Origin of the sequence: Maribacter sp. PR66, assembly GCF_028464205.1 — a bacterium.
Lineage (GTDB): Bacteria > Bacteroidota > Bacteroidia > Flavobacteriales > Flavobacteriaceae > Maribacter > Maribacter flavus.
This window is the reverse complement of the sequence record NZ_JAQPCH010000006.1, coordinates 139,171-164,199: the sequence shown is the minus strand read 5'-3', so window position 1 is coordinate 164,199 and position 25,029 is coordinate 139,171. Positions and strand designations below refer to the sequence as shown.

Here is a 25,029-nt window from a genome sequence, read left to right as displayed (position 1 = left end):
AAGGAGTAAAATGGGTCATTATTTAGTAGTTATTAATTTTCATAGTTAGTCCGCTTTCATAAGTCTTCCCTTTGGGAAGATTTAGAGGGGATTTTAATTTCTTAACGGTTTACCCGTTTTTAACATGTGTTGAATACGTTCTAAGGTTTTTCTTTCTGTACAAAGGGAAAGGAAGGCTTCACGTTCCAAATCCAATAAGTATTGTTCCGATACCATGGTTGGTTCCGATAAATCGCCACCCGCCATGACATAGGCCAGCTTGTTGGCGATTTTCTTATCGTGTTCGCTGATATAGTGGCTGGCCTCCATAGAATCCGTTCCCACTAGGAACATGCCCAAAGCTTGTTTGCCCAATACTTTTACGTCTTTTCTCTTTGGCGGTTGGGTGTATCCGGATTCTGCCATTAACTTGGCATATTCCTTGGCCGTCGCAATTTGTCGGTCTTTGTTCACCACCACGATATCCTTTCCATGCTGTAGGATGCCCAAATCGTAGGCTTCATAGGCAGAGGTCGATACCTTGGCCATTCCAATGGTCAGGAAATATTCCTGGAGGACGTTCAATTCCACATCTCCCTTTTTAAAGGAATCCGATGCCCTCATGGCAAATTCCTTGGAACCGCCACCACCTGGAATAACACCGACACCGAACTCCACAAGACCGATATAGGTCTCCGCAGCTGCTACGACCTTATCCGCGTGTAGCGATAATTCACAACCACCGCCTAAGGTCATCCCATGTGGTGCCGAAATGGTGGGTATGGCCGAATAGCGCATACGCATCATCGTGTCCTGGAACATTTTAATGGCCATGTTGAGCTCGTCATATTCCTGCTCGACCGCCATCATAAAAATCATTCCGATATTCGCACCCACGGAGAAGTTCGCGGCTTGGTTACCTACGACCAATCCTTGGAAATCCTTTTCGGCTAGGTCGATGGCCTTATTTAGTCCGGCCAAAACATCGCCGCCAATCGTGTTCATTTTGGACTGGAATTCACAGTTAAGGATTCCATCACCTAAATCTTCAATTACGACACCGCTATTTTTAAAGACCTCCTTGGTTTTACGAATATTATCCAAAATGATAAAGGCATCTTGACCCGGTACCTTAACCATTTCCTTTTTAGGGATATCATAAAAATAGGTGTTGCCGTCCTTCACACTATAGAAGGAAGTAATACCGGCCTCTTTCATGTCGGCAACCCAAGATGCGGCTGTTTGGTCTTCCGCTTTAATAAATTCCAAGCCTTTTTCCAAACCTACGGCATCCCAAATCTGGAAAGGTCCGTGTTCCCAACCAAATCCGGCTTTCATGGCGTCGTCTATCTTATATAATTCATCCGATATCTCAGGAATACGGTGCGAAACATAGGCGAACAACTGACCGAAACTCTTTCTGTAAAACTCGCCTGCCTTATCTTTTCCATCGACCAAAACGGGGAATCTGTCCACCACTTTGTCAATGGTCTTTGTCAATTCCAAGGTTCCGAATTTGGCACTTTTCTTGGACCGATACTCCATCGTGTCCAAATCCAAGGTCAAAATTTCGCTCTTGCCTTTATCATCCTGTACTTTTTTATAAAAACCTTGCCCGGTTTTGCTGCCTAACCATTTTTTTTCCATCATGGTCTTGATGAAATCCGGAAGGGCAAAAAGTTCATGGCGCTCGTCGTCCTTGCAATTTTCAGATATTCCGTTTGCAACGTGTACCAACGTGTCCAAGCCAACCACATCCACGGTCCTAAAAGTGGCGGATTTTGGTCGGCCAATAACAGGCCCGGTCAATTTATCTATTTCCTCCACGGTCATGTTCAATTCCTTGACCGTATGGAACAAACTTTGAATACTGAAAATGCCGACCCTATTTCCAATAAAAGCAGGTGTGTCCTTGGCAACTACGGATGTTTTACCCAAGAACTTTTCCCCATATCCATTTAGAAATTCCAACACTTCAGGAAGCGTCTTTGGGCCCGGGATAATTTCGAATAGTTTTAAATATCGAGCTGGATTGAAAAAGTGGGTACCACAAAAGTGCTTTTGGAAATCCTCACTTCTTCCTTCGCTCATAAATTTTATGGGTATCCCCGACGTATTGGAAGTGATAAGGGTTCCCGGAGTTCTGTGTTTTTCCAGATTTTCAAAAACTTGTTTTTTGATATCCAATCGTTCTACGACCACCTCAATGATCCAATCGACTTTACTGACCTTGGAAATATCGTCCTCTAAATTTCCGGTGGTAATCCTATCGGCGAACTTTTGGTGGTAGATGGGAGAAGGTTTCGATTTTAATGCCGATGCCAAGGAATCGTTTACCAAGCGGTTTCTAACTACTTTGTCTTCCAAAGTAAGTCCTTGGGCTTTTTCCTTGTCCGTAAGTTCCCTCGGTACAATATCCAGAAGCAATACTTCTACCCCGATATTGGCAAAATGGCAAGCAATACCGCTACCCATAATACCCGAACCAATTACTGCTACTTTTTTAATATGCTTGATCATTTTAATAAAGCTGTATTATTTAGTTGTTGCTTTTTTTGTGTAAATCTTTTTATCCACTATAAGTTTGTTGATGACCTCCGTAACCTCAAAGAAGTTTTTTAATTTTTCTTCGGATACATGATTTTTTACCACTTCATTAAACTGAAGTACAACATCCTTGGAATCCTTCCGTTTTTCCAGTCCGAAATCTGTAAGATGGATCAAAACTCCACGTCCATCCGCTGGATTCGGTTTTCTTTCGATCAGTCCTTTTTCTTCCATACTTTTTAGGATTCTGGACAAGCTGGTCGCTTCCATTCCCATTTTTGGCCCCAATGAAGTGGAAGGCGTACCCGTCTTTGGATCAATGCTCAATAAAGTAAAACCGATAGCCATTGTAGTTTCAAAATTCTTAGCTTCCTCATTGTACATTCGGGCTACTGCCTGCCATGTAGCACGAAGGGCGTAATCAATGGTAACTTCCTTCATAAGGTTTTTAGTTGGTTACCAAATATATAAAAATTTATTATGCATGCATAATAAATTTATGAAATTTTGAAATTCCCTATTTGCTTTTCGAAGCAGAATTACTTTCTGGCCACGATTTTAGACGGGGACGGATTTCATTTAGATTTATCCATGCCCATAGATATCGTTGTACAGGTCTATGTACTTTTCCTTAACGATTTTCCTCCGTAGTTTCATGGTAGGGGTTAGGTGACCGCCTTCAATGCTCCAAACATCTGGCGTGAGCCTAAACTGCTTCACTTTTTCCCATTTCGCGAATTGCTCGTTTGCCAAATCGACCTCGGTCTGGTATTGTTCCAACACCACGGGATTTAGGATAATATCAGAATTCTCTGGGATTGTCAGCCCTTTTTTGGTCGCCCAATCATGCAGGAAGGCGAAATCTGGTTGTATCAAGGCGGCGGGCATTTTCTCACCTTCGCCTACGACCATGATCTGTTCAATGAAGCGGGATTGTTTGAATCGGTTTTCCAATAATTGTGGAGCCACATACTTGCCCCCGGAGGTTTTGAACATTTCCTTTTTTCGGTCCGTAATCCGTAGAAATCCGTCGGCATCTATTTCACCAATGTCACCCGTATGGAAGTAGCCATCTTTCAATACTTCAGCGGTTTTTTCAGGTTCCTTATAATAGCCCAACATTACATTGGGACCTTTGCAAAGGATTTCGCCGTCGTCCGCGATTTTCACTTCGACCTTGTCAATGATCTTGCCCACAGATCCAATTCTCCAACCACCACCTTTTTCCTGGTTGACCGAAATTACCGGCGAGGTTTCCGTAAGTCCGTAGCCTTCCATTACAGGAATTCCTGCCGCTCCAAACACTCGGCTCAACCTTGGTTGAAGGGCGGCACTTCCTGAAACCATCGTTGTTAGGTTGCCCCCAAGACCTTCTTGCCATTTGCTAAAAATTAATTTACGGGCCAGTTTCAATTGCTGCTCGTACCACCATCCATTGGCGCCGTAAGGTTCAAATTTAAGTCCTACGGATACCGCCCAGAAAAAGAGCTTTTTCTTGATACCCGTCAGAGCACTTCCTTTGGCGATGATGGCGTCATAAACCTTCTCCAAAAGTCGGGGTACGACCGTCATTACATTGGGTTTTACCTCCTTGATATTATCACTGATCTTGTCCAAGCCTTCCGCAAAGTGGATTTCAATACTGCAGTATTGGTATAGATACAAAATCATTCGTTCAAAAATGTGGCATACCGGTAAAAAACTCAGGGCACTCGCCCCAGCCTTGAACGGGACCCGTTTTTCGCTCGCTATGACATTGGAAACAATGTTGTCATGGGAAAGCATCACGCCCTTGGGTCTTCCGGTGGTTCCGGAGGTGTAAATCAACGTGGCCAGGTCATTTGCCTTGACCTGTTCTTTTAGTTTATCCACTTCGGCCTGATTGGAATCGTCCTTGCCCAGGTCTAGTACGGCCTGCCAATTATCACAATCGTTCAAGGTTTCAAAACTGTAAACTCCCTTAATATGTTTTAGGTTCGATTTGATGGAATTCACTTTCGCAAGCACTTCGGCACAGGAAACAAAGCAAAACCTAGCCTCTGAATGGTTTAATACATATTCATAATCCTCTTCCGAAATGGTGGGGTAAATGGGTACGGTTTGTGCGCCCAACTGTAAAACACCAATATCCATAACGTTCCATTCCGTACGGTTGGTCATGGAGATGATGGCGATTTTGTCGTTGGGTTTTACGCCAAGACGCACTAGACCTCGGCTAATTGCATTTGCTTTATCGATATATTCTTGGGTTGATGTGGATATCCATTTTCCATCGTATTTGGTGACCAGTGCTTTCTGCAATGGGTGGTTTTCCAATTGATAATAAGGAAAATCGAAAAGGCGGGTAACTTTTTGCATAGTTGGTTTATCAAACTTTTTTGCAAAATAATGAAAGAACTTGGGATTCTAAATAGGTACTATTAAAATTACCTATTAATAATTGGGAATATGGTAAATGAAAATGAAATGCAATTGGTTTTTTTCTTAACGCATTCCCGGGGCCGTTCCCTTGTATGGCAATACCAATGTATAATAGCTGTTTCTGGGAACTAGACCCGTCAGTTCATTAAAACTTTACAGGTCTTAATAACATCTAATTATCCGTTATAAAATAATTCATTTATTTGTTTGATAAAACCCACTCCCTAGCATTCACAAAAGCCTCCAACCAAGGAGAAGCTTCATCGTTTCTATCCGATGGATAATAGGCCCAATTCCAAGGAAAGGTGGATCGCTCAATATGTGGCATGGTCACCAAATGCCTGCCCGATCTATCACAAAGCATGGCCGTATTGAAATCGCTGCCGTTTGGGTTTGCTGGATAGCCTTCGTACCCATATTTTGCTACAATGCCATAATCGCTTTCTTTTTTTGGTAATTTGAACTTGCCCTCACCATGTGAAATCCAAACTCCCAAAGTACTGCCCGCCAACGTGGAGAGCATGACCGAGTTGTTCTCCAGTATCTTTACCGAAGTGAAATTGCTTTCATGTTTGTGGGAGTCGTTGTAGGTCATTTTTCCATGTATATCGTGCTCCGGATTTATCAAATCCAATTCCATGAACAATTGGCATCCGTTGCAGATTCCAATGGATAAGGTATCGGGCCTGGCAAAAAAGTCCTTGATGACCTTATTGGCCTTTTCGTTGTATTTGATCGCTCCTGCCCAGCCTTTGGCACTCCCCAGAACGTCGGAATTTGAAAAGCCTCCTACAGCACCTAAAAATTGGATGTCCTCCAAAGTTTCCCTGCCCGAAATTAAATCGGTCATATGAACGTCTTTCACATCGAATCCGGCCAGATACATGGCATTGGCCATTTCCCGCTCGGAGTTGCTTCCTTTTTCACGAAGAATCGCCGCTTTGGGCCTGGTCTGTCCTTCGGCAAGGTTTCGGCTAGGAAGTTTGATGGGCCCTGAATTCGGAAATGTATAATGTAAGGGTTGGTGCTTATAATTTTCATACCGGTCCTTGGCAAGTCCGTTGGCCGTTTGTTTGTTGTCTAATAAATAGGAAGTCTTGAACCAAGTATCACGTAACGACGCAATGTTCAATCCCATTTCCATACCGCCATTTTTAATGGTCAGTTCTGGAGTATCGGTCACCGTTCCTATTTTCTTTACGTCGATATTGGCATCGACCAATAATTTTTCGACCAGGTTATCCCGAAGCTGGAATACGATACCCGCATTCTCGGAAAATAACAATTTAATAGTATCTGATTCTCCCAAATCGGTCAGGTCCAAATCAGCTCCCAAATGGGTATCGGCAAAACACATTTCCAACAAGGTAGTTATAAGTCCGCCAGACGCAACATCATGGCCTGCGAGGATTTGCTCGTTTTGAATCAAGGTTTGTATCAGGTCGAAAACCGATTTAAAATAATCGTCGTTCTGAATGGTAGGAGCTTCAGAACCAATGGAATTGCGTACTTGGGCAAACGAAGAACCACCTATTTTAAAAGCGTCCCTGGAAAGGTTGATGTAGTAAATGGAACCCCCATTTTTTTGCAATACAGGCTCCACTACCTTTTTGATATCGTTACAACTTGCGGCTGCCGATATAACTACGGTGCCCGGTGCGATTACATCCCCATCCGGGTACTTCTGCTTCATGGAAAGGGAATCTTTTCCCGTTGGAACGTTGATGCCAAGGGCGATGGAAAAATCCGAGACCGCTTGGACAGCCTGATACAACCGTGCATCCTCGCCTTCGTTTTTACAGGGCCACATCCAGTTGGCGGATAGGGAAACCGACTTCAATCCGTCTTTCAACGGGGCCCAAATGATGTTGGTCAAAGCTTCGGCAATACTGTTTTTACTACCTGCGGCTGGGTCGATCAACCCGGAAATAGGGGAGTGGCCAATACTCGTAGCTATGCCCTCGGTTCCCTTAAAGTCCAAGGCCATGACCGCAACATTGTTCAACGGAAGTTGCAAGGGCCCGGCGCATTGTTGTTTTGCCACACGCCCCCCAACGCAACGGTCCACCTTATTTGTTAACCAGTCCTTGCAGGCTACGGCCTCCAATTGCAGGACTTGGTCCAAATATTCGTGAAAGTGTTCCAATCCATATTCAGGTTCCTTGTAGGACCTTTTGACGGAAACATCGCTCATTGTCGTTTTTGGGGAACTTCCAAAAATATCCCCCAATTGCACGTCCATAGGTTTTGCACCCGTCGTTTTGGATTCAAAGGTAAATCGGTCGTCCCCGGTTACATCGCCCACCTCGTACATAGGCGAACGTTCACGATCGGCAATCCTTTTTAAAAGTGCCGCATTTTCTTGTCCGATGACGAGTCCCATGCGTTCCTGGGATTCGTTTCCAATGAGTTCCTTGGCAGAGAGTGTAGGGTCGCCCACGGGCAATTTGTCCAAATCTATCTTGCCCCCGGTTTCTTCCACCAATTCCGATAGGCAATTCAAATGGCCTCCGGCACCGTGATCGTGAATGGAAACAATACTATTGTTTTCACTTTCGACCATGCCTCTGATTGCGTTGGCGGCACGTTTTTGCATTTCTGGATTGGAACGTTGTACGGCGTTCAATTCGATGGCGGAACTAAATTCACCCGTATCCGCGCTGGAAACAGCGGCACCTCCCATGCCTATCCTGTAATTGTCGCCGCCAAGAATGACAATTCTATCCCCTTTTTTCGGAGTGTCCTTTAAGGCTTGTTCCGCTTTTCCATAACCGATTCCGCCCGCTTGCATGATTACCTTGTCGTAGCCCAATCTTCTGGCTTCCGCTCCAAGGACCGAGTCTTTTTCATCGTGCTCGAATGTAAGGACGGAACCTGCAATTAACGGCTGCCCGAACTTGTTCCCAAAGTCCGATGCCCCATTGGAGGCTTTAATCAATATATCCATAGGGGTCTGGTAGAGCCATTTTCGTTCTGGCATGGCCTGTTCCCATTCCCTATCTTTTTCAAGCCTTGAAAATGAAGTCATGTACACCGCCGTACCTGCCAAGGGCAATGATCCCTTGCCACCTGCCAAGCGGTCCCTAATTTCCCCGCCGGAACCTGTTGCGGCCCCGTTGAAGGGCTCAACCGTGGTAGGGAAATTGTGGGTTTCGGCTTTTAATGACAACACGGAATCAAACTCCTTCTCTTCGTAAAAGTCGGGTTTGTCGGCCGATTTTGGGGCGAATTGTATGGCTTTGGGCCCTTTTAAAAAGGCCACGTTGTCCTTGTAGGCCGATACGATATCGTTGGGGTTTTCCTGACTCGTCTTTTTTATGAGCTTGAAAAGACTCGATGGCATTTCCTTGCCGTCGATTATGAAAGTGCCATTGAAAATTTTATGCCGACAATGTTCCGAGTTTACCTGACTAAAACCGAATACCTCTGAATCCGTCAATTTCCTTCCCATTTTCTTGGAAAGACCTTCCAAATAGGCGACTTCCTCATCGCTCAAGGCCAAACCTTCATTTTGGTTATAACCGGCAATATCGGCTATTTCCAAAATGGGTTCCGGAAGTATGTTGATATCATAGATAGTCTGACCGATGCCCTTGTACTTTTGGGAAAGCATGGGGTCAAAATCGGAAAAATCCTTAGAAACGGCATTGAATTCCTCGATCCTAAGAATGCCCGTAATCCCCATATTCTGGGTGATTTCAACGGCATTTGTACTCCATGGGGTAATCATGGCGGCCCGTGGACCAACAAAAAAGGCGTCCAGCGACGCCACATGTATTTTGGGTTGGTTGCCGAACAACCATGTTAATTTCTGTTCATTTTCCAGCGTGATTTCCTGGGTGGTTTGGACGGCAAAAATTTTGGCTGCCGGGTTTCCAAAAAAGTGAATCATATCGGTACGTTTCTTTTGCAAATTGGAAAATGCAAAATTACGATTTTAACCCTTATTTTTCATAGTGTAAGGTGGACAGTTTTCAACCAATATTGTTGATATAAAATTCATCTCTAAGGATTTTCTGTAAAGTAAATCAAGGCTGTATCCTTTTGTATTTCAATACGCATCAAATCCAAAAAAGAAATTCCGTTACTATAATATCCTCCCACAGTTTCAATTGTTTCTCCATCCGCTTTGTTATATAACACTACATAGCTTCCATCGGTCTTGGCATTCACCATTTTTAGAAATCCGGATTTGGATTCCTTTGGGCCCAATAGTTCGATAACCAGACTATCGGTATTCTCCGAAGTTTTTACAACGATATTGGAAATGTTTTGTTCGGTAGTATTGGTAATATTTATGTCGATGCCGTTCCCACGAAATAAATAGCAAGAACTCAACAAAATGAATAGTAAGGCTATTGGAACATTTTTCATTGTATCGTTTCCATTAGCATTAAAGTTATTTGATTTTTTTTAGTTCAAAACCTTTAAAATTAAAATTAGGAAGCCCCTAAATTGAAATATGGTAATTATTTAATTTGGGAATACCTGCAATCCAATATTTTAGTACCTTTTACAAACTAATTCAATAATCGACCAAAATGACTAAAAGACTATGCACGTTCATCATGTGCCTTTCCTGTGCCATGCTGACCTTCGCCCAAAAAAAGTATTCCAAGAAACAGATCGAGAAATTTAAAATGGAAGCCAATGCCTTGATCGAATCCGATAAAAAGATGGCCCAGGTGATGGTGGACAAGATTTTTAGTTTTGCCGAGCTTGGCTTTCAGGAAGTGGAGTCCTCCAAATACCTTACGGGGATTTTACAGGAGTATGGTTTTGAAATCGAAAATTCGCTTTCGGGCATTCCAACCTCCTGGTTCGCGAAATGGAGCAACGGGGAAGGCCCTGTAATCGCTTTGGGAAGCGATGTGGATTGTATTCCCAAAGCTTCGCAGTACCCTGGGGTTGCTTATCATAAGCCCCTTGTTGAGGGAGCGCCAGGGCACGGTGAAGGCCACAATGCCGGTATTCCCCTGAATATCATGTCGGCCCTCGCCGTAAAGGAAATTATGGAAAAGGAGAACATTGGGGGAACCTTGATACTTTGGCCGGGTATCGCCGAGGAACTGGTGGCTGCCAAAGCTTGGTATGTGCGCGATGGTCTTTTCGATGATATCGACATGTGTATTTTTACCCATGTAGGGAACAATTTAGGAGTCTCCTACGGACCCACCAGGGGTACCGGATTGATATCCGTGGAGTATTCCTTTGAAGGAGAAGCGGCACATTCCGCAGGTTCGCCCTGGCGCGGAAGAAGTGCTTTGGACGCCGCCGAACTGATGAACATAGCCTGGAATTATAAAAGGGAGCATTTACATCCCCTAAAAAGATCACACTCCATTTTTACCGATGCAGGGGACCAGCCCAATGTAGTGCCATCCAAGGCCGCTATCTGGTTTTATTTTAGGGACATAAAGTATGAAGGAATTATGGAAATGTATGCCCTTGCCAATGATATGGCCAAGGGAGCCGCCTTGATGACGGGTACCACCATGAGCTCCAAAGTATTGGGAACTGCGTGGCCAAGACATTATAACAAGGTCATTGCAGAAACCATGTATGACAATATCAAGCAGGTGGGACTTCCGCAATGGTCAGAGGCCGACCAAACCTTGGCCAAGGCCGTACAGACAGAGGTCGGTTCCGAAAAAATTGAAGGTTTGCCAACGGAATTGGATCCCCTTGGACTTCCGGTGGAAGAGCCGGTAAGTGGCGGTTCGGACGATATTGGCGATATTTCATGGAAAGTACCTACCGTGACCATGCGGTTTCCATCCAATATTCCCGGCTTGCAGGGACACCATTGGAGTAATGCAATCGCCATGGCCACGCCCATTGCACACAAGGGTGTAGTTGCCGGGGCCAAGGCCGAGGCCATGACCATTCTGGATTTTTTAACGAAGCCGGAACTTCTCGAAGGGGCTTGGGACTATTTTAAAAACGTACAACAAAAGGAAACTACCTATAAACCAATGATCGCCGAAACCGATATGCCACCGATTTACTTGAATACGGACAAACAGGGCCAGTTTAGGGAGGAGCTTCAAAAATATTACTATGACGAAACCAAATACGACAGTTATTTGGAACAATTAGGCGTGGAATATCCCACTGTCAAAGAATAACTTTTTAAGTAAAAAATAGTAACGAACATCGGTCTATAATTTAGACCTATGTTTTATATTTGGGGTGTATCAAAGTATTATCTACATTTTAAATACCACAGTTTTGAACAAACCATCCGAATATTGTCCGGTAACCGCCTGTATGGAGGAAATAGGTAGCAAATGGAAGCCGATTATCCTTTATAGGGTTTCCATGGGTATCAACCGATTCTCGACACTCTTAAAGAACATAAAAGGTATCAACAAGCAAATGTTGAGCAAGCAATTAAAGGAATTGGAAAAATCACAAATCCTGGAACGCAAGATGTATGCTGAAATACCACCGCGTGTCGAGTATACCATCACGGCCAAAGGCAAAACCCTCATGCCGGTAGTTCAAGCCATGAAAAAGTGGGGACAAAAACCTGTGGAGAAACCATCCGGCAAAAAAACCGATACCCAAGGGGACCAACAATTGCCCTTGTTCGGTTAATTGGTTGTTTCTTTTTGTAATAAGGCCATATAAAAGCCGTCAAAGCCGCTTTTGGAGGCGAATATTTTCTTTTCAGTCACCAATGTAAATTTGCTCCCTTCCTCAGAGGTCAGAAAGGTCTTTACCTGCTCCGAGTTTTCTTGGGGCAATATGGAACACGTAGCATATACCATCTTACCACCCGCTTTTACGATCTTGCTGTAACTTCTTAAGATTTCCTGTTGGGTCTTGGTAATCTCTTCCAGAAATACCGGCTGTAATTTCCACTTGGTATCCGGGTTTCTACGAAGTACCCCTAGACCTGTGCAGGGAGCATCGATCAAAACCCTGTCCGCACTATCGTATAACTTTTTGAAGACCTTGGTAGACGTTATCTCCCTAGGTTCTATATTATGCGCTCCATTTCTTCTGGCACGTCTTTTCAGTTCCTTTAGCTTGCTGCCATAAATATCCATGGAGATCAGCTGTCCTTTGTTTTCCATCAATGCGGCCAAATGCAGGGATTTTCCTCCTGCACCGGCACAGGTATCCACAACGCGTTGCCCTGGTTTTACGTCCAAAAGTTCCGCTACCAATTGACTAGAGGCATCCTGTACCTCAAAAAGTCCATCCTTAAAACTTTGGGTTACGAATACGTTGGCCCGTTCCGGAAGCAAAAGTGCGAGGGGATATCCTTTAATGGGTTCGGTAACGATGCCTTCGTCCAAAAGTTTTTTTCGAAGTTTTTCCTTCGTGGTTTTAAGGGTATTCGTTCTAAGGATGACTTCGGCAGGCTCGTTCAATTTTGCGATTTCGGCTGTCCAAAGTTCCTCACCCAAGGCTTTGGCACACAATTCATCGATCCAATCAGGGATGGCCTCCCTGTATTTTCGAATTTTGGAAAGTTCGTCAAACCGACCTTTAATCCTTCTTTCTGGGGTAGGTTCAATTTGTTTCCAATCGGGCAACTTAATCCCGCTTAATACTGCCCATACCGCCCACATTCTAAAAAGGTCGGGCCTGGTGAAAGGTGCTTTCACCTCGGCAATTTCGGCATACAACCTTTTGTATCGAACCATTTCATAGGTGGTTTCCGCAATGAACCCTCGGTCCCGTGCTCCCCAGCGCTTATCGAACTTCAACACTTTTTGGACAACCTTATCCGCATACTCGCCCTCGTTAAAAATCAGGTTCAAAGCATCTATTACCGCGAATACCAAGTTTCTATGCAACTTCATGAGAAAAAATTAAGGGTGCAAAGGTATTGTTTTAGAGTGGATTCCATTTATTTTTGAGAAACTTTGTACACATGCGCCCCTTAGCCTTCTTCGGATTTTTCCTTCTCGTTTTTATCTCCTGTTCCAAAAAAGAAGTTGTCAAGATTTTTACAACCGTGGAAGTGGAGGATGTTTTTTTGGATTCCGTGAGCATACGGGCCATCGAATTTTTAGATCAAAATACCTTGGCCTTTGCAGGTAGTGACGGCGTGTACGGTACTGTAGACGTTGCTTCCGGAAAGATTCGGTCCAATACTATAAAATACGATAGTATTGTACCCTTCTTTAGGGCCGTTGCACATACAAATTCCGATTTTTTCATGCTGTCCGTTGGGAGTCCGGCATTGCTTTATAAAACAGGTGACAACGGGCAAATGGAATTGGTGTATACCGAAGTTGGCGAAACCGTATTTTATGATTCAATGATGTTTTGGAACAACTTGGAAGGTTTGGCCGTAGGGGATACCGTGGACGGATGTTTGAGTATCATAATAACTAGGGATGGCGGAGCGACTTGGAGAAAGATTCCTTGTAATGAACTTCCTGAGGGAACGGAAGGCGAAGGAGCCTTTGCAGCGAGCAACACCAATATTGAAGTTATGGGAAATCAGGCTTGGATAGCCACGACCACCGGTAGCATCTATCATACGATGGATAGGGGAACTACTTGGAATAGTATTGGGACCCCCATGGAAAATGAAGTTGCCACACAAGGTATTTATTCCATTGATTTTTACGACCAAAATGTAGGTATTGCCATTGGAGGGGATTACACCAAACCGGAAGTAAATACCCAAAATAAAATCAAAACGGAGGACGGTGGTAAAACATGGCAACTTATTGCCGATGGTCAGTATCCCGGTTATAGGAGCTGTATTCAATTTGTGCCGAATCGCGATGGAAAAGCGATCGTGGCAGTCGGTTTTAATGGAATTTCCTATTCTTCGGATGGGGGAGATGCATGGACACAGCTTAGCAAGGAAGGTTTTTATACCATCCGATTTTTATCGGATTCCGTGGCCTATGCCGCTGGAAAGCATCGGATTTCCAAGCTGATTTTTAGATGACCAAACTTTACCTTCAGGCAACTTTCCCTGAAAAATGATACTAAAAAAAAACCTGACAGGTTTTCAAAACCTGTCAGGTCTAAAATTTCTTTTTTGAACATGCTAGCGTCCGCCTTTATTATGGCGGTACTGCTTTATCAACTGCCGTTTAAAATCTTCTTCGGAACGCATTAGGACCAAGGTTTTCTTCGCCGAAATTACCTTACTTACCTTGTTAAGGAAATCTTTTTCCAATTCTTCCTCCTCTTCCTCAATTTTAAGATAAGCGGACAAGAGGGATTGAGCCTCCTCCTCGTTCAAGCTCCCTACGTCTTTAAGTTTGCTTTTTATCTCCACCCATTGCTTGTGTCTCAACTCATGTCTTTTTTCTTCATATTCGTTGTAAACTGGCCAAAATTCCTGAGCCTCTTTGCTAGAAAGTTCCAGATGCTCGGTCAAGTAGGCCACCTTGAGAGCCTTGATCTTTTCCCTGGACTTATCTTGGGCAAAGGACAGGGTCGTAAACAACATCAATATGGCTATAAATAGTCTATTCATTGTTTTCTAAATTTAATTCTTCAAAATATTCCACATTTTCATTGAGATAATCCAACAGATTGTCCTCGCTTAATTGTGGTTGTACGAAGTCGTTTATTTCATAGGTATGGACAGGAAGTACCTCCGCGATTTCATCGGAGGAAAGATCCAGCTCATTATCGTCAAAATAGGCTTCGATTTCGGAATTCGCCAAATCTGTAAAACTAAGCTCTTCGCCATTACCCCAATTTATACCAAGGGCCAAGAAGGTTACCGCCGCAATGGACGCAGCAATGGCCATAAATTTCCTGAATGGTGTTAACTGTATGACTTTTGGAACGGTTTTCTCCTCTTCCAGTCTGGCGGTAAGCCTGGACTGTAAATCGTCAAAATAAGATGAAGGGATCCTAAAACCCTCTTGCTTGGGGATAGGTGAGTTTTCCTTTGTCAACCTATCCCTAAGACTTTCCTCAAAGCTATCAAAATAGCCTTTTGGTGTGCTGAAGGGATTTTTATTTGTCTTCTTCTCGTTCATCTTATTACTATGACTCTCAATTCATTAAAAGGTTTAATCGTCTTTGAGGAAACCCTCTATTTTTTTTACGGCTAAATGATAAGAGGCTTTTAGTCCCCCAACGGTGGTATCCAAAATCTCGGAAATCTCCTCATATTTTAAATCCTCATAATACTTCATGTTGAAAATCAATTTCTGTTTTTCAGGCAGGGTAGCGATTGCCTTTTGCAATTTCAATTGAATTTCATCGCCTTCAAAATAAACATCGGCCTCTAAGTTTTGAACCATTTTGTCTTGGTATTCACCATCGGTCACTCCCAGTTTAGTTCGTTGTTGTTTTAAAAAGCTCAACGCTTCGTTGGTCGCGATTTTGTACATCCATGAGAACAGTTTACTTTCTCCTTTAAAGCCGTCAATATTCCGATACACTTTAATAAAGGTATTCTGAAGCACATCATCAGCATCATCATGATTCAGTACAATTCTGCGGATATGCCAGTATAAACGTTCCTTATAATTCGCAACCAGTTGCTCAAAGGCCTTGGACTGTGTCTCCTTTGATTTTAATTCCTGGACTAAGGTTTCCTCTGCAATCAACCGAAAGCTTTTTGTACTATGACTACTAAAGTACGAAAAGGTTTAGTTTTTAGTAGTTAGCGGTTAGCGGTTAGGGGTTAGTGGTTAGGAGTTTAGTGAAAAGTGATAAATTGAAAATGAAAAATGTAGATTTTACGAACAACCAACGACCATTATCCCAAAGACTGCATTTCCACCAATTTCCTGTAGGTACCGTTTTGGCTTAAAAGCTCGTTATGGCTTCCTTGTTCCACTATTTCGCCTTTGTTCAGAACTACAATGGTATCTGCATTTTGGATGGTTGACAAGCGATGCGCAATGACTATAGAAGTCCTATTTCGCATCATTTTTTCGAGGGCATCCTGTACCAAGCGTTCACTTTCCGTATCCAAGGCGGAAGTGGCCTCGTCCAAAATCATGATCGGGGGATTTTTCAAAACGGCCCGTGCTATGGAAAGACGCTGTTTTTGTCCGCCGCTCAATTTATTACCGCCGTCCCCAATATTGGTATCATACCCGTTTGGAAGTTCCATTATAAAATCGTGGGCATTCGCTATTTTGGCCGCTTCTATAATATCCGCGTCGGTGGCATTTTCCTTGCCTAATCGGATGTTGTTTTTTACGGAATCATTGAACAAAATGGAATCTTGGGTGACCAATCCCAATAGACCTCGTAAGGATTTTTTGGAAAGGTTTTTAATATTTACACCATCAATGTTTATCTCACCTTCATTAACATCATAGAATCGGGTCACCAAATTGGCAATGGTACTTTTTCCGCTACCGGATTGACCTACCAAAGCAACTGTGGCCCCTTTTGGAACCGTTAAATTGAAGTTTTTCAGCACGTATTCATCTTCATACTTAAAGGAGATATTTTTAAGCACAATTTGTTGGAGGAAGTCGGATTTAACAACCGGGTTCTCAATTTCAGAGATTGGGTTTTCGGTTTCCAAAATTTCCAGAACACGTTCGGCCGCGGCATTCCCTTTTTTAACGCCATATGAAGCTTTACTGATGGCTTTCGCAGGGGTTAGGATGTTGTAGGCCAAACCCATATAGGCAATGAAAGAGGATGCATCTAAAGTTTTGTCGATCAATACCATTTTTCCACCGAACCAAAGTAATACACCAATGACCAGGATGCCCAAAAACTCACCTGTTGGAGAGGCCAAATTTTGACGATTCAATAACATATTGCTAAAATTGAAGAACCGTTCCGTAGAACTTGAAAAAGTTTTGTAGAATTTGGATTCCGAATTGAACGCCTTGATGACTCTCAGTCCACCCAGAGTTTCTTCTATAATCGATAAAAATTCGCCTTGTTCCCGTTGTACGTTATCCGATTGCTTTTTAAGGGATTTTCCAATCTTGGATATAATCATACCTGCAATGGGAATAAAAATGAATACAAAGAGGGTCAGTTTAAAGCTTATCCCGAACATTATCAATATTGTAAACAAAATTGTAAGAGGTTCACGTACAATAAGTTCCAGAATTGAAAGAAAGGAATGTTGAATCTCTAATACATCCGAGGTTATCCTTGCGATTACATCCCCTTTTCTTTTTTCGGAATAATAGGAAATTGGTAGCTCCACCACCTTTTCGTACATCCTATTTCGGATGTCCTTCAAGACGCCATTTCGTAAAAAGGTAATAAAGAACATGGCCAAGTAGTTGAACAAGTTCTTAAGAAGGAATAATACTAGAACCAGCCCAATTACTAGAATCAAGCCCTTCATCTCATCGTTTCCGGAATACGCCGTGACCCTGTAATTTATGTATTCTTGAAGGTAATCCTTCAAATGTCCCAAATCCTGATATTGGGGTGCCCGATATACCTGTTTTGTTTTATCGAACAAGACATCCAACATTGGTATAAGGGCCGCGAAGGATAACGCGCTGAAAAGCGCATATAAAATGTTGAAAAAGATGTTCAGATATCCATATTTGCGATAGGGTTTCGCAAAAAGCAGAATCTTTTTAAAATAATCCATTAACCTAGATTGAGCTCGCTAACGATGCTTTTGATTTTTGCATCCAACTGTGCGGATACTTTAGTAAAGTTCTCTGCCTTGTCCAATTTTGTATTGGTGCTGATGTAAAATTTCACCTTGGGCTCCGTGCCACTGGGTCTTGCAGCGATTCGGGTGCCATCTTCGGTTTCGTATATCAATACGTTGGATTTTGGGATATCGATGGGTTTTTCTTCCCCTGTCAGCACGTTTTTGGCCCTAGACGTATTGTAGTCCTCAATCCATTTTACTTTGGAACCCGCTACGGATTCAACAGGGTTTTCCTTAAAATCTTTTAGCATTTGTTTGATTTCCTCTGCACCGCTCATCCCTTTCTTTGTAAGGGAAATCAGGTGTTCCTTATAAAAACCGTAATCCACGTAACAATCAATAAGGTCCCTATAAAAGGAACTGCCATTCGCCTTTGCCTGGGCGGCAATTTCACAGGCCAATAGGGTAGCCGTAACCGCATCCTTGTCCCGCACGAAATCGCCCACCATATAACCAAAACTTTCCTCGCCACCACCAATAAAATCCGATTGGGGGAAATCTTTTATCATCTTTCCGATCCATTTAAAGCCGGTCAATGCGGTTTTGAATTCCACGCCATACGCCTTGGCCATCACCTCCATCATGGGTGTGGAAACGATGGTCGTGGCTATAAATTCATTGCCTTTGAATCCTTTTTCTTTTCTTTTTTCCAATAAAAATTTGGTCATCAGTACCATGGCCTGGTTTCCGTTGACAATTTGCATCTTGCCTTCCAAATTACGGACCGCGATTCCCAGTCTATCACTATCGGGGTCGGTACCCACAACCATATCGGCTCCAATTTCCTCTGCCTTTTTAACCGCCATGGACAAGGCTGCGGATTCCTCTGGATTGGGGGATTTTACAGTGGGGAAGGAACCATCGGGTTTTGCTTGTTCCTCAATTATGATTACATTTTCATACCCTGCTCTTTTTAATACTTCGGGGATGGCGGTAATCGAAGTTCCGTGCAAGGAAGTGAACACAATCTTAAAATCGTCCTTTCCGGCAGCATTGAAGTTACCGTTCTTGACCGATGCCTCAATAAATGCTTCGTCCACATCGGTATCGATTACTGTAATCAAGCTTTCATTGGCATTAAAATTGATATCCTCAAAACCGAGACTGTTTATTTCGGCTATTATTTCACCGTCCTGGGGAGGTACAATTTGTCCTCCATCCGTCCAATAGACCTTGTAACCATTATATTCCGGTGGGTTATGCGATGCCGTAAGCACGATTCCTGCATGGCAGTTCAAGTGTCTTACTGCAAAGGACAATTCTGGCGTAGTGCGTAATTCTGAAAATAAATACACATGGATGCCATTGGCCGAAAATACCTCCGCCACCGTTCTTGCCAAGGTGTCGCTGTTATGGCGGCAGTCAAATGCTATGACCACTTTTATATCTTCGCCGGCATAAACTTTTTTGAGGTAGTTGCTGAGTCCTTGGGTACTTTTACCCAATGTGTATTTGTTGATTCTGTTAGTTCCAACCCCCATAACACCACGCATACCACCTGTACCAAATTCCATATTTTTATAGAAACGGTCCTTAAGTTCTTCTGTGTCGTTATCAATAAGGTGCTGTATTTCTTCCTTTACTTTTGGGTCAAAAAAATCGGTAAGCCAACTTTTTGCGGTTTCCAGAATGGTATCCATGTAATTTTTGGTTTTAAGTGTTATTTAAATTTACAAAGAATATTGTGTTTGTTCCGAGTTCAAATTTAATTCTTCGGAAATATGATAACGGGGTTCGTTTCGCTTCGATCTGGTTATTATTTCACCGATGAATCCGGCTAGAAATAACTGCGTACCGATTACCATGGAAATCAAGGAGATATAAAATTCAGGTCTATCCGTAATCAAACGACCAAATGGGTTTAAAAAAAGTTTATCTATTCCTAAATATAGTGCGAAACCGAAACCTATAATGAACATCAAAACGCCCAAAGCACCAAATAAATGCATAGGTCTTTTTCCAAATCTGGAAACGAACCAAATGGTTATCAAATCCAAAAAACCGTTGATAAAGCGTTCCATTCCAAATTTGGTATGCCCATATTTCCTGGCCTGATGTTTTACGACCTTTTCACCTATTTTGTTGAAACCGGCATTCTTCGCTAATACCGGAATGTATCGGTGCATTTCTCCGGATACTTCTATGCTTTTTACGACCGACTTGTTATAGGCCTTTAGACCACAATTGAAATCGTGCAATTTTACACCTGATGTTTTTTTGGCCGCCCAATTAAAAAGTTTGGAGGGTAGGTTTTTGAATATAAGGGAGTCGTATCGCTTCTTTTTCCAACCGGAAATTAAATCATATTCCTTGGATTGGATAAGATTATATAATTCTGGAATTTCTTCGGGATTGTCCTGTAGGTCCGCATCCATCGTGATAATAACGTCGCCTTTGGCCAAATTGAATCCCGCGTGCAATGCCTGGGATTTCCCAAAATTCTTTAGAAACCGAATTCCCTTTACATAGGGATTTAGCTGGGAAAGTTGGGAAATTATGTCCCATGATGCGTCCGTACTTCCATCGTCCACGAACAGTATTTCATAAGAAAAATGATTGGATTGCATCACGGATACAATCCAATCATGAAGTTCTTTGAGCGATTCTTCCTCGTTCAGTAAGGGAATGACTATGGATAACTGCATTGTTTACTTTAGGAATTCCCTTCAAAAATACAAATTAGTTCTATTCTTCCTGTTTTTTTAGAATCAGTCCAGAGATTAGTGAAATAACGAATCCAATGAATAGGCTAAATACAAGTCCAAAAACTACCTGCATCGTTGGAGTGGAGAATTTTTTACCCATTTCCATTTGCGCATCGATTTGTTCTGGAGTCATTGAGGTAGTCTCCATAAGTTGATTTCTCTGCATTTCCATGGCTTTGGCCATCATATCGGGATCAATGACATTGGCCATAATTTGATTAAAAATAATTCCAATGATTCCAGCAATCAAGCTCACCCCAACGCCCACTTTAAGGGCTTGGGAAAATGACATGAAGCCACCGTTGGCCTTTCTAAATTGTATCATCGCCAAAACGATACCCGCTATAGTAAGCGCAAGACTTATCAACATCACCGCGATTCCTCCTTGGTAATGCATATCGGCCGTATACAACATGAACGCGAAAATTATTCCTACGCCTCCCAGTAAAAGGCCATAGTTCAAAGCATACTTACCTGTTTTTGGTTTATTTTCTTCCATTGTTTTTAAGTTTTAAAAGTTGATTATCTAATTTGTATAGGGCTAAGTGAAAAAGTTACAAAATAGCATCATTTTATTTTATGTTTTTTCCTTTTAATAAATTGGCAATTCTAATAATTTGACTAAATTTGCAGCCTTAAAATAAGTGCCCGTTGGAATGGGTGCGTTAATGATTTTAACATGAAAAAAGGAATACACCCAGAAAATTATAGATTGGTAGCTTTCAAGGACATGTCTAATGAAGACGTTTTTATCACCAAATCTACAGCGGATACAAAAGAGACTTTAGAAGTTGACGGTGTTGAATATCCGTTGGTTAAATTAGAAATTTCAAGAACTTCACATCCGTTCTATACTGGTAAAGCCAAGTTTTTGGATACCGCAGGTAGGATAGACAAGTTCAAAAATAAATACAAGAAATTCTCTAAACCCGAAACGAAAGAAGAGGAATAGGATTTCTTTTGTTTTCAAGATAATCTACGCCTCCATATTTTGGAGGCGTTTTTCATTGGATACTATCTATTTTTTAGCTATTTAGACCGGAATGGTATAGGTAGTCCTAGTCTATTGATTAATTTTGAAAAAAAATCCATGAACTATATTCTTTTTGATGGTCCGGTGCGGGAACATCTTTTACCCTTTACTTTTACAAGGCCGGTGGCCGATGTTCGTATTGGAATCATGACCATCAAGGAAAAATGGGAGGCGTATTTAAGTACCTCATGTAGCTACCAAACGGAAGCGTATCTACAGGCTAAATTCCCGATGGTTTTACAATCGGATAATATTTTTCTTAACGGAAGTATACTGCCCAGTGCCGACTTACTTCAGAATGTCAAAGGTTTGAAGGAACGGGAAGTGTTGAAAAAAGACGACATCATAATCGCATATAGGTCTGCTAATGTCCATAGCGAGGGTGATTGGAGCGGGTACAAAGAAATTGTTTATGATTTTGATTTGTTCCAGGTCAAAAATACCTGGGACATTTTTTCGCTCAATGAAAGAGCCCTACAGGAGGATTTTGATTTTTTAACCAAGGGCAGGGAAAGTCGGCCCATATCAAAAACCAATAGTCTCATCTGTCCGGAACGGATTTTTTTGGAAGAAGGGGCCAAGGTTGAATACAGTATTTTGAATGCTACCGATGGACCTATTTACATTGGCAAGCATGCCGAAATTTGGGAAGGAAGCCTTATCCGTGGCGGACTGGCGCTCTGCGACCACGCCATTGTAAAAATGGGCGGTAAATTATACGGGGCTACAACCATTGGGCCGTATTCCAAGGTTTGTGGCGAGGTGAGCAATGCTGTTATTTTTGGCTATTCGAGTAAAGGTCATGAGGGCTACTTGGGGAATGCCGTACTTGGTGAATGGTGTAATATTGGTGCGGATTCCAATAATTCCAACCTTAAGAACAACTATGCCAAGGTGCGATTGTGGAATTATGCAACCGAAAAATTTGAACAGACCGGACTGCAATTTTGTGGATTGATGATGGGCGACCATAGCAAAACGGCCATCAACACCATGTTCAATACGGGAACGGTAATCGGCGTAAATTCAAATATTTACGTCCCCGGGTTTCCTAGGAATTTTGTGCCGAGTTTTAGCTGGGGCGGGGCCTCTGGGTTTAGCACCTACATGCCCAACAAGGCCTTTGAGGCCGCAAAGGTTATGATGGCCAGAAGAGGTGTGGAATTTACCGATGCCGATGCCGATATTTTGAACCATGTTTTTGAAATCACCAAAAAATGGCGTAATTACTAAATCGAACACGAATGTTATGAACAAAAAAGTCGCATTTTACACCTTAGGCTGCAAGCTAAATTTTTCCGAAACTTCTACCATTGCCCGAAGTTTGGTAAAAGAGGGCTTTGACAGGGTGAGTTTTGACGAAAAGGCGGACATGTATGTCATAAATACCTGTTCGGTGACTGAAAATGCGGACAAAAAGTTCAAGACCATTGTAAAACAGGCCCAAAAATCAAACCCACAGGCCTTTATTGCGGCCATTGGTTGCTATGCCCAGTTAAAGCCTGAGGAACTTATCGCAGTCGACGGTGTGGATTTGGTTCTCGGAGCCACCGAGAAATTCAACATTGCGGATTATGTCAACGATCTGTCCAAAAACGATATGGGCGAAGTGCATTCCTGCGAAATCCAGGAAGCCGATTTTTATGTGGGAAGCTACGCCATTGGTGATCGAACCCGGGCTTTCTTAAAGGTCCAAGATGGGTGCGACTATAAATGTACGTACTGTACCATTCCGCTGGCGCGGGGAATTTCCAGGAGCGATTCCTTGGAAAATGTACTCAAGAACGCTCAGGAAATTGCCGAACAAGGTATTAAGGAAATTGTGTTGACGGGCGTGAATATCGGGGATTACGGCAAGGGTGAATTCGGAAATAAAAGACACGAACATACTTTTCTGGATTTGGTTAGGGCCTTGGAATATGTAGATGGTATCCATAGGTTACGGATATCGTCCATAGAGCCAAACCTTTTAAAAAATGAAATAATCGATTTTGTAGCCCAAAGCGATCGGTTTGTGCCCCATTTCCATATACCCTTACAAAGTGGCAGTGATGCGCTCTTGAAGCTTATGAAGCGTCGGTATTTAACAGATTTATACGTTGATCGTGTGAAGAAAATCAAGGAGGTGATACCAAATTGTTGCATTGGCGTGGATGTGATCGTTGGTTTTCCGGGCGAGACCGATGCACATTTTCTGGAGACCTATAATTTTTTAAAGGATCTGGATATTTCCTATCTGCACGTTTTTACGTATTCGGAAAGGGACAATACGGAGGCAGCGACCATGGAGGGCGTGGTGCCCAAAAAAATCAGGAATAAACGCAGCAAAATGCTGAGGGCCTTATCGGTTAAAAAAAGAAGGGCCTTTTACGAAAGTCAGTTGGGTGCGGAGTTGGAGGTGCTTTTCGAAGGGGAGAACAAGGAAGGCTATATTCATGGATTCACGGAAAACTATGTAAAGGTAAAAACCCCTTGGAATCCTGAACTGGTAAATACACTCCACAACATACGATTGAAGGAAATCGCGGAGGACGGAATCGTAACTATTGATTTTGTAAATGCAGAAGTTATCGCATAAAAAAAGCTCCATTTTGGAGCTTTTAAATTAGATTCTGATGCCCACCGGCAACATCTCCTTATATTGTCTATTCTTTCTAAGGAATCCCGCTATTTGAGGACTCGTGGGAACCACTCTTAAATTTTGTTCTTGGATGTGATTGAGAACGGATTTAATAAAATCTTCTTTGAAGCCTTCTTGATCTACCTCCTCAGGAACTACCAGCTTTGTTAAAAAGACTTTTCTTTCTTGGGAGGAGTACTCAATTTTAGCGAGATGGCCGTTAATTGTCGTTTCAAATTGGCGCAAGAAAGCGTTGTCCTTAATAATTACATTATTCATATAGTTGATTTAAGTGTTTGGTTTAGACAAAAAATACGATGTTCCCAAATCGCAATTCAATTCTTTTAAAAGAAACCTGCTGATTTATAAAAGTTATCAACATAATTATGTTCAAAACTAGCAAAAATTTCCCTACATTCCTAGTTTTATATGACATTTGCCTCTATGGTGGATAAAAAAGAACATGTCTATTTTATGCCAGGAATGGCTGCAAGCCATACCATTTTCGAATATATAAAGCTTCCTGAAGAAAATTTTCAAATGCATTTTTTGGACTGGTTTGTCCCTGAAAAAGGTCAGTCCCTAGGAGCATACGCCAAAGAGATGACCAAGCGTATTGTACACCCAAACCCTATACTATTAGGCGTTTCTTTGGGGGGTATCTTGGTTCAGGAAATGGCAAAACATATATCGGTTAAAAAAATCATCATCGTTTCAAGTGTAAAGCTGAAAAGCGAATTGCCCAAACGGATGGTATTTGCGCGTTACACACAGGTCCATAAATTACTGCCCACGGGATTGGTGAACAATGTGGAACTTTTGGCAAAATACGCCTTTGGTGAAACCGTGGTAAAGCGATTGGAACTGTATGAAAAATATCTTTCCATACGGGATAAGCGCTATATAGACTGGTGCATTCATCAAACCGTAAACTGGAACCAGATGGAGTACCCAAAGAACCTTGTCCATATACACGGTGATAAGGATGCCGTTTTTCCAATCTCGAACATTGACAATTGTACGGTAGTCAAAAACGCCACCCATACCATGATCATTCACAGAGCAAAATGGTTTAATGAGCACCTGCCCACAATTATTTTGGATTAAGATAGTTCTATTAATACCTTTG

At 42.4% G+C, this 25,029-nt stretch carries 21 protein-coding genes; 7 read left to right on the top strand and 14 right to left on the bottom strand.

Annotated features, from left to right (window positions below):
• Positions 1 to 93: 93 nt before the first annotated feature.
• The 5 genes from PP181_RS12250 to PP181_RS12230 form a co-directional block, all read right to left on the bottom strand.
• The gene (locus PP181_RS12250; protein WP_272637327.1) at positions 94 to 2,499 is read right to left on the bottom strand and encodes a 3-hydroxyacyl-CoA dehydrogenase/enoyl-CoA hydratase family protein; all 2,406 of its coding nucleotides are present in this window, start codon (positions 2,497 to 2,499) and stop codon (positions 94 to 96) included.
• A gap of 15 nt (positions 2,500 to 2,514) precedes the next feature.
• A complete protein-coding gene (locus PP181_RS12245) occupies positions 2,515 to 2,967 on the bottom strand; it encodes a MarR family winged helix-turn-helix transcriptional regulator (protein ID WP_154918908.1) in 453 nt (150 codons plus the stop codon).
• A gap of 144 nt (positions 2,968 to 3,111) precedes the next feature.
• Positions 3,112 to 4,884 carry an AMP-dependent synthetase/ligase gene (locus tag PP181_RS12240; protein WP_272637326.1) on the bottom strand — a complete coding sequence of 591 codons (1,773 nt, stop codon included), beginning with the start codon at positions 4,882 to 4,884 and terminating at the stop codon, positions 3,112 to 3,114.
• A gap of 262 nt (positions 4,885 to 5,146) precedes the next feature.
• Positions 5,147 to 8,839, bottom strand: a complete 3,693-nt coding sequence (gene purL, locus PP181_RS12235) for a phosphoribosylformylglycinamidine synthase (protein WP_272637325.1) — start codon at positions 8,837 to 8,839, stop codon at positions 5,147 to 5,149.
• A gap of 113 nt (positions 8,840 to 8,952) precedes the next feature.
• Positions 8,953 to 9,321, bottom strand: a complete 369-nt coding sequence (locus PP181_RS12230; protein ID WP_272637324.1) for a hypothetical protein — start codon at positions 9,319 to 9,321, stop codon at positions 8,953 to 8,955.
• Between the two features lie 167 nt (positions 9,322 to 9,488).
• On the opposite strand from PP181_RS12230, the gene PP181_RS12225 reads away from it, so the two are divergent.
• Positions 9,489 to 11,075 carry an amidohydrolase gene (locus tag PP181_RS12225; protein WP_272637323.1) on the top strand — a complete coding sequence of 529 codons (1,587 nt, stop codon included), beginning with the start codon at positions 9,489 to 9,491 and terminating at the stop codon, positions 11,073 to 11,075.
• A gap of 103 nt (positions 11,076 to 11,178) precedes the next feature.
• Complete coding sequence (locus tag PP181_RS12220) at positions 11,179 to 11,547, top strand: winged helix-turn-helix transcriptional regulator (RefSeq protein WP_272637322.1); 369 nt, start codon at positions 11,179 to 11,181, stop codon at positions 11,545 to 11,547.
• Here the strand turns inward: PP181_RS12220 and PP181_RS12215 are convergent.
• On the bottom strand, positions 11,544 to 12,764 hold the full coding sequence (locus tag PP181_RS12215; protein ID WP_272637321.1) for an RsmB/NOP family class I SAM-dependent RNA methyltransferase: 1,221 nt from the start codon (positions 12,762 to 12,764) through the stop codon (positions 11,544 to 11,546). The two genes, PP181_RS12220 and PP181_RS12215, sit on opposite strands and share 4 nt — an antisense overlap.
• Positions 12,765 to 12,835: 71 nt before the next feature.
• Here PP181_RS12215 and PP181_RS12210 point away from each other — a divergent pair, with 71 nt between their 5' ends.
• Positions 12,836 to 13,870 (top strand): WD40/YVTN/BNR-like repeat-containing protein, encoded by a 1,035-nt coding sequence (locus PP181_RS12210; RefSeq protein WP_154918914.1) that lies wholly within the window; start codon positions 12,836 to 12,838, stop codon positions 13,868 to 13,870.
• A gap of 102 nt (positions 13,871 to 13,972) precedes the next feature.
• Here PP181_RS12210 and PP181_RS12205 read toward each other — a convergent pair whose 3' ends face one another.
• From PP181_RS12205 to PP181_RS12175, 7 genes are all read right to left on the bottom strand, one after another.
• Entirely contained in the window at positions 13,973 to 14,407 is a 435-nt protein-coding gene (locus tag PP181_RS12205; RefSeq protein WP_154918915.1) for a hypothetical protein, read from the bottom strand.
• A complete protein-coding gene (locus PP181_RS12200) occupies positions 14,400 to 14,921 on the bottom strand; it encodes a hypothetical protein (protein WP_154918916.1) in 522 nt (173 codons plus the stop codon). Before PP181_RS12200 ends, PP181_RS12205 begins: the two co-directional genes overlap by 8 nt.
• A gap of 33 nt (positions 14,922 to 14,954) precedes the next feature.
• Positions 14,955 to 15,497, bottom strand: coding sequence for an RNA polymerase sigma factor (locus PP181_RS12195; RefSeq protein ID WP_272637320.1), 543 nt, complete (start codon positions 15,495 to 15,497; stop codon positions 14,955 to 14,957).
• Positions 15,498 to 15,649: 152 nt separating this feature from the next.
• Positions 15,650 to 17,473, bottom strand: coding sequence for an ABC transporter ATP-binding protein (locus PP181_RS12190; protein WP_272637319.1), 1,824 nt, complete (start codon positions 17,471 to 17,473; stop codon positions 15,650 to 15,652).
• Positions 17,473 to 19,182, bottom strand: coding sequence for a phospho-sugar mutase (locus tag PP181_RS12185; protein ID WP_272637318.1), 1,710 nt, complete (start codon positions 19,180 to 19,182; stop codon positions 17,473 to 17,475). The genes PP181_RS12190 and PP181_RS12185 overlap by 1 nt, the downstream gene beginning before the upstream one ends.
• A gap of 30 nt (positions 19,183 to 19,212) precedes the next feature.
• On the bottom strand, positions 19,213 to 20,187 hold the full coding sequence (locus tag PP181_RS12180; protein ID WP_272637317.1) for a glycosyltransferase family 2 protein: 975 nt from the start codon (positions 20,185 to 20,187) through the stop codon (positions 19,213 to 19,215).
• Positions 20,188 to 20,227: 40 nt separating this feature from the next.
• Positions 20,228 to 20,746, bottom strand: coding sequence for a DUF4199 domain-containing protein (locus PP181_RS12175; RefSeq protein ID WP_138258972.1), 519 nt, complete (start codon positions 20,744 to 20,746; stop codon positions 20,228 to 20,230).
• A gap of 180 nt (positions 20,747 to 20,926) precedes the next feature.
• On the opposite strand from PP181_RS12175, the gene PP181_RS12170 reads away from it, so the two are divergent.
• From PP181_RS12170 to mtaB, 3 genes are all read left to right on the top strand, one after another.
• Positions 20,927 to 21,199, top strand: coding sequence for a type B 50S ribosomal protein L31 (locus PP181_RS12170; protein ID WP_154918921.1), 273 nt, complete (start codon positions 20,927 to 20,929; stop codon positions 21,197 to 21,199).
• Between the two features lie 138 nt (positions 21,200 to 21,337).
• The gene (locus PP181_RS12165) at positions 21,338 to 22,513 is read left to right on the top strand and encodes a GlmU family protein (RefSeq protein ID WP_272637316.1); all 1,176 of its coding nucleotides are present in this window, start codon (positions 21,338 to 21,340) and stop codon (positions 22,511 to 22,513) included.
• 16 nt (positions 22,514 to 22,529) lie between these two features.
• Complete coding sequence (gene mtaB, locus PP181_RS12160) at positions 22,530 to 23,858, top strand: tRNA (N(6)-L-threonylcarbamoyladenosine(37)-C(2))-methylthiotransferase MtaB (RefSeq protein WP_154918923.1); 1,329 nt, start codon at positions 22,530 to 22,532, stop codon at positions 23,856 to 23,858.
• A 27-nt stretch (positions 23,859 to 23,885) separates the two neighbouring features.
• On the opposite strand, the gene PP181_RS12155 is transcribed toward mtaB, so the two are convergent.
• Entirely contained in the window at positions 23,886 to 24,179 is a 294-nt protein-coding gene (locus PP181_RS12155; protein WP_138258968.1) for a GNAT family N-acetyltransferase, read from the bottom strand.
• Between the two features lie 165 nt (positions 24,180 to 24,344).
• Between PP181_RS12155 and PP181_RS12150 the strand changes: the two genes are divergently transcribed.
• Positions 24,345 to 25,007: an alpha/beta hydrolase gene (locus tag PP181_RS12150; protein ID WP_154920247.1), complete on the top strand. Its 663-nt coding sequence runs from the start codon at positions 24,345 to 24,347 to the stop codon at positions 25,005 to 25,007.
• Positions 25,008 to 25,029 lie beyond the last annotated feature (22 nt).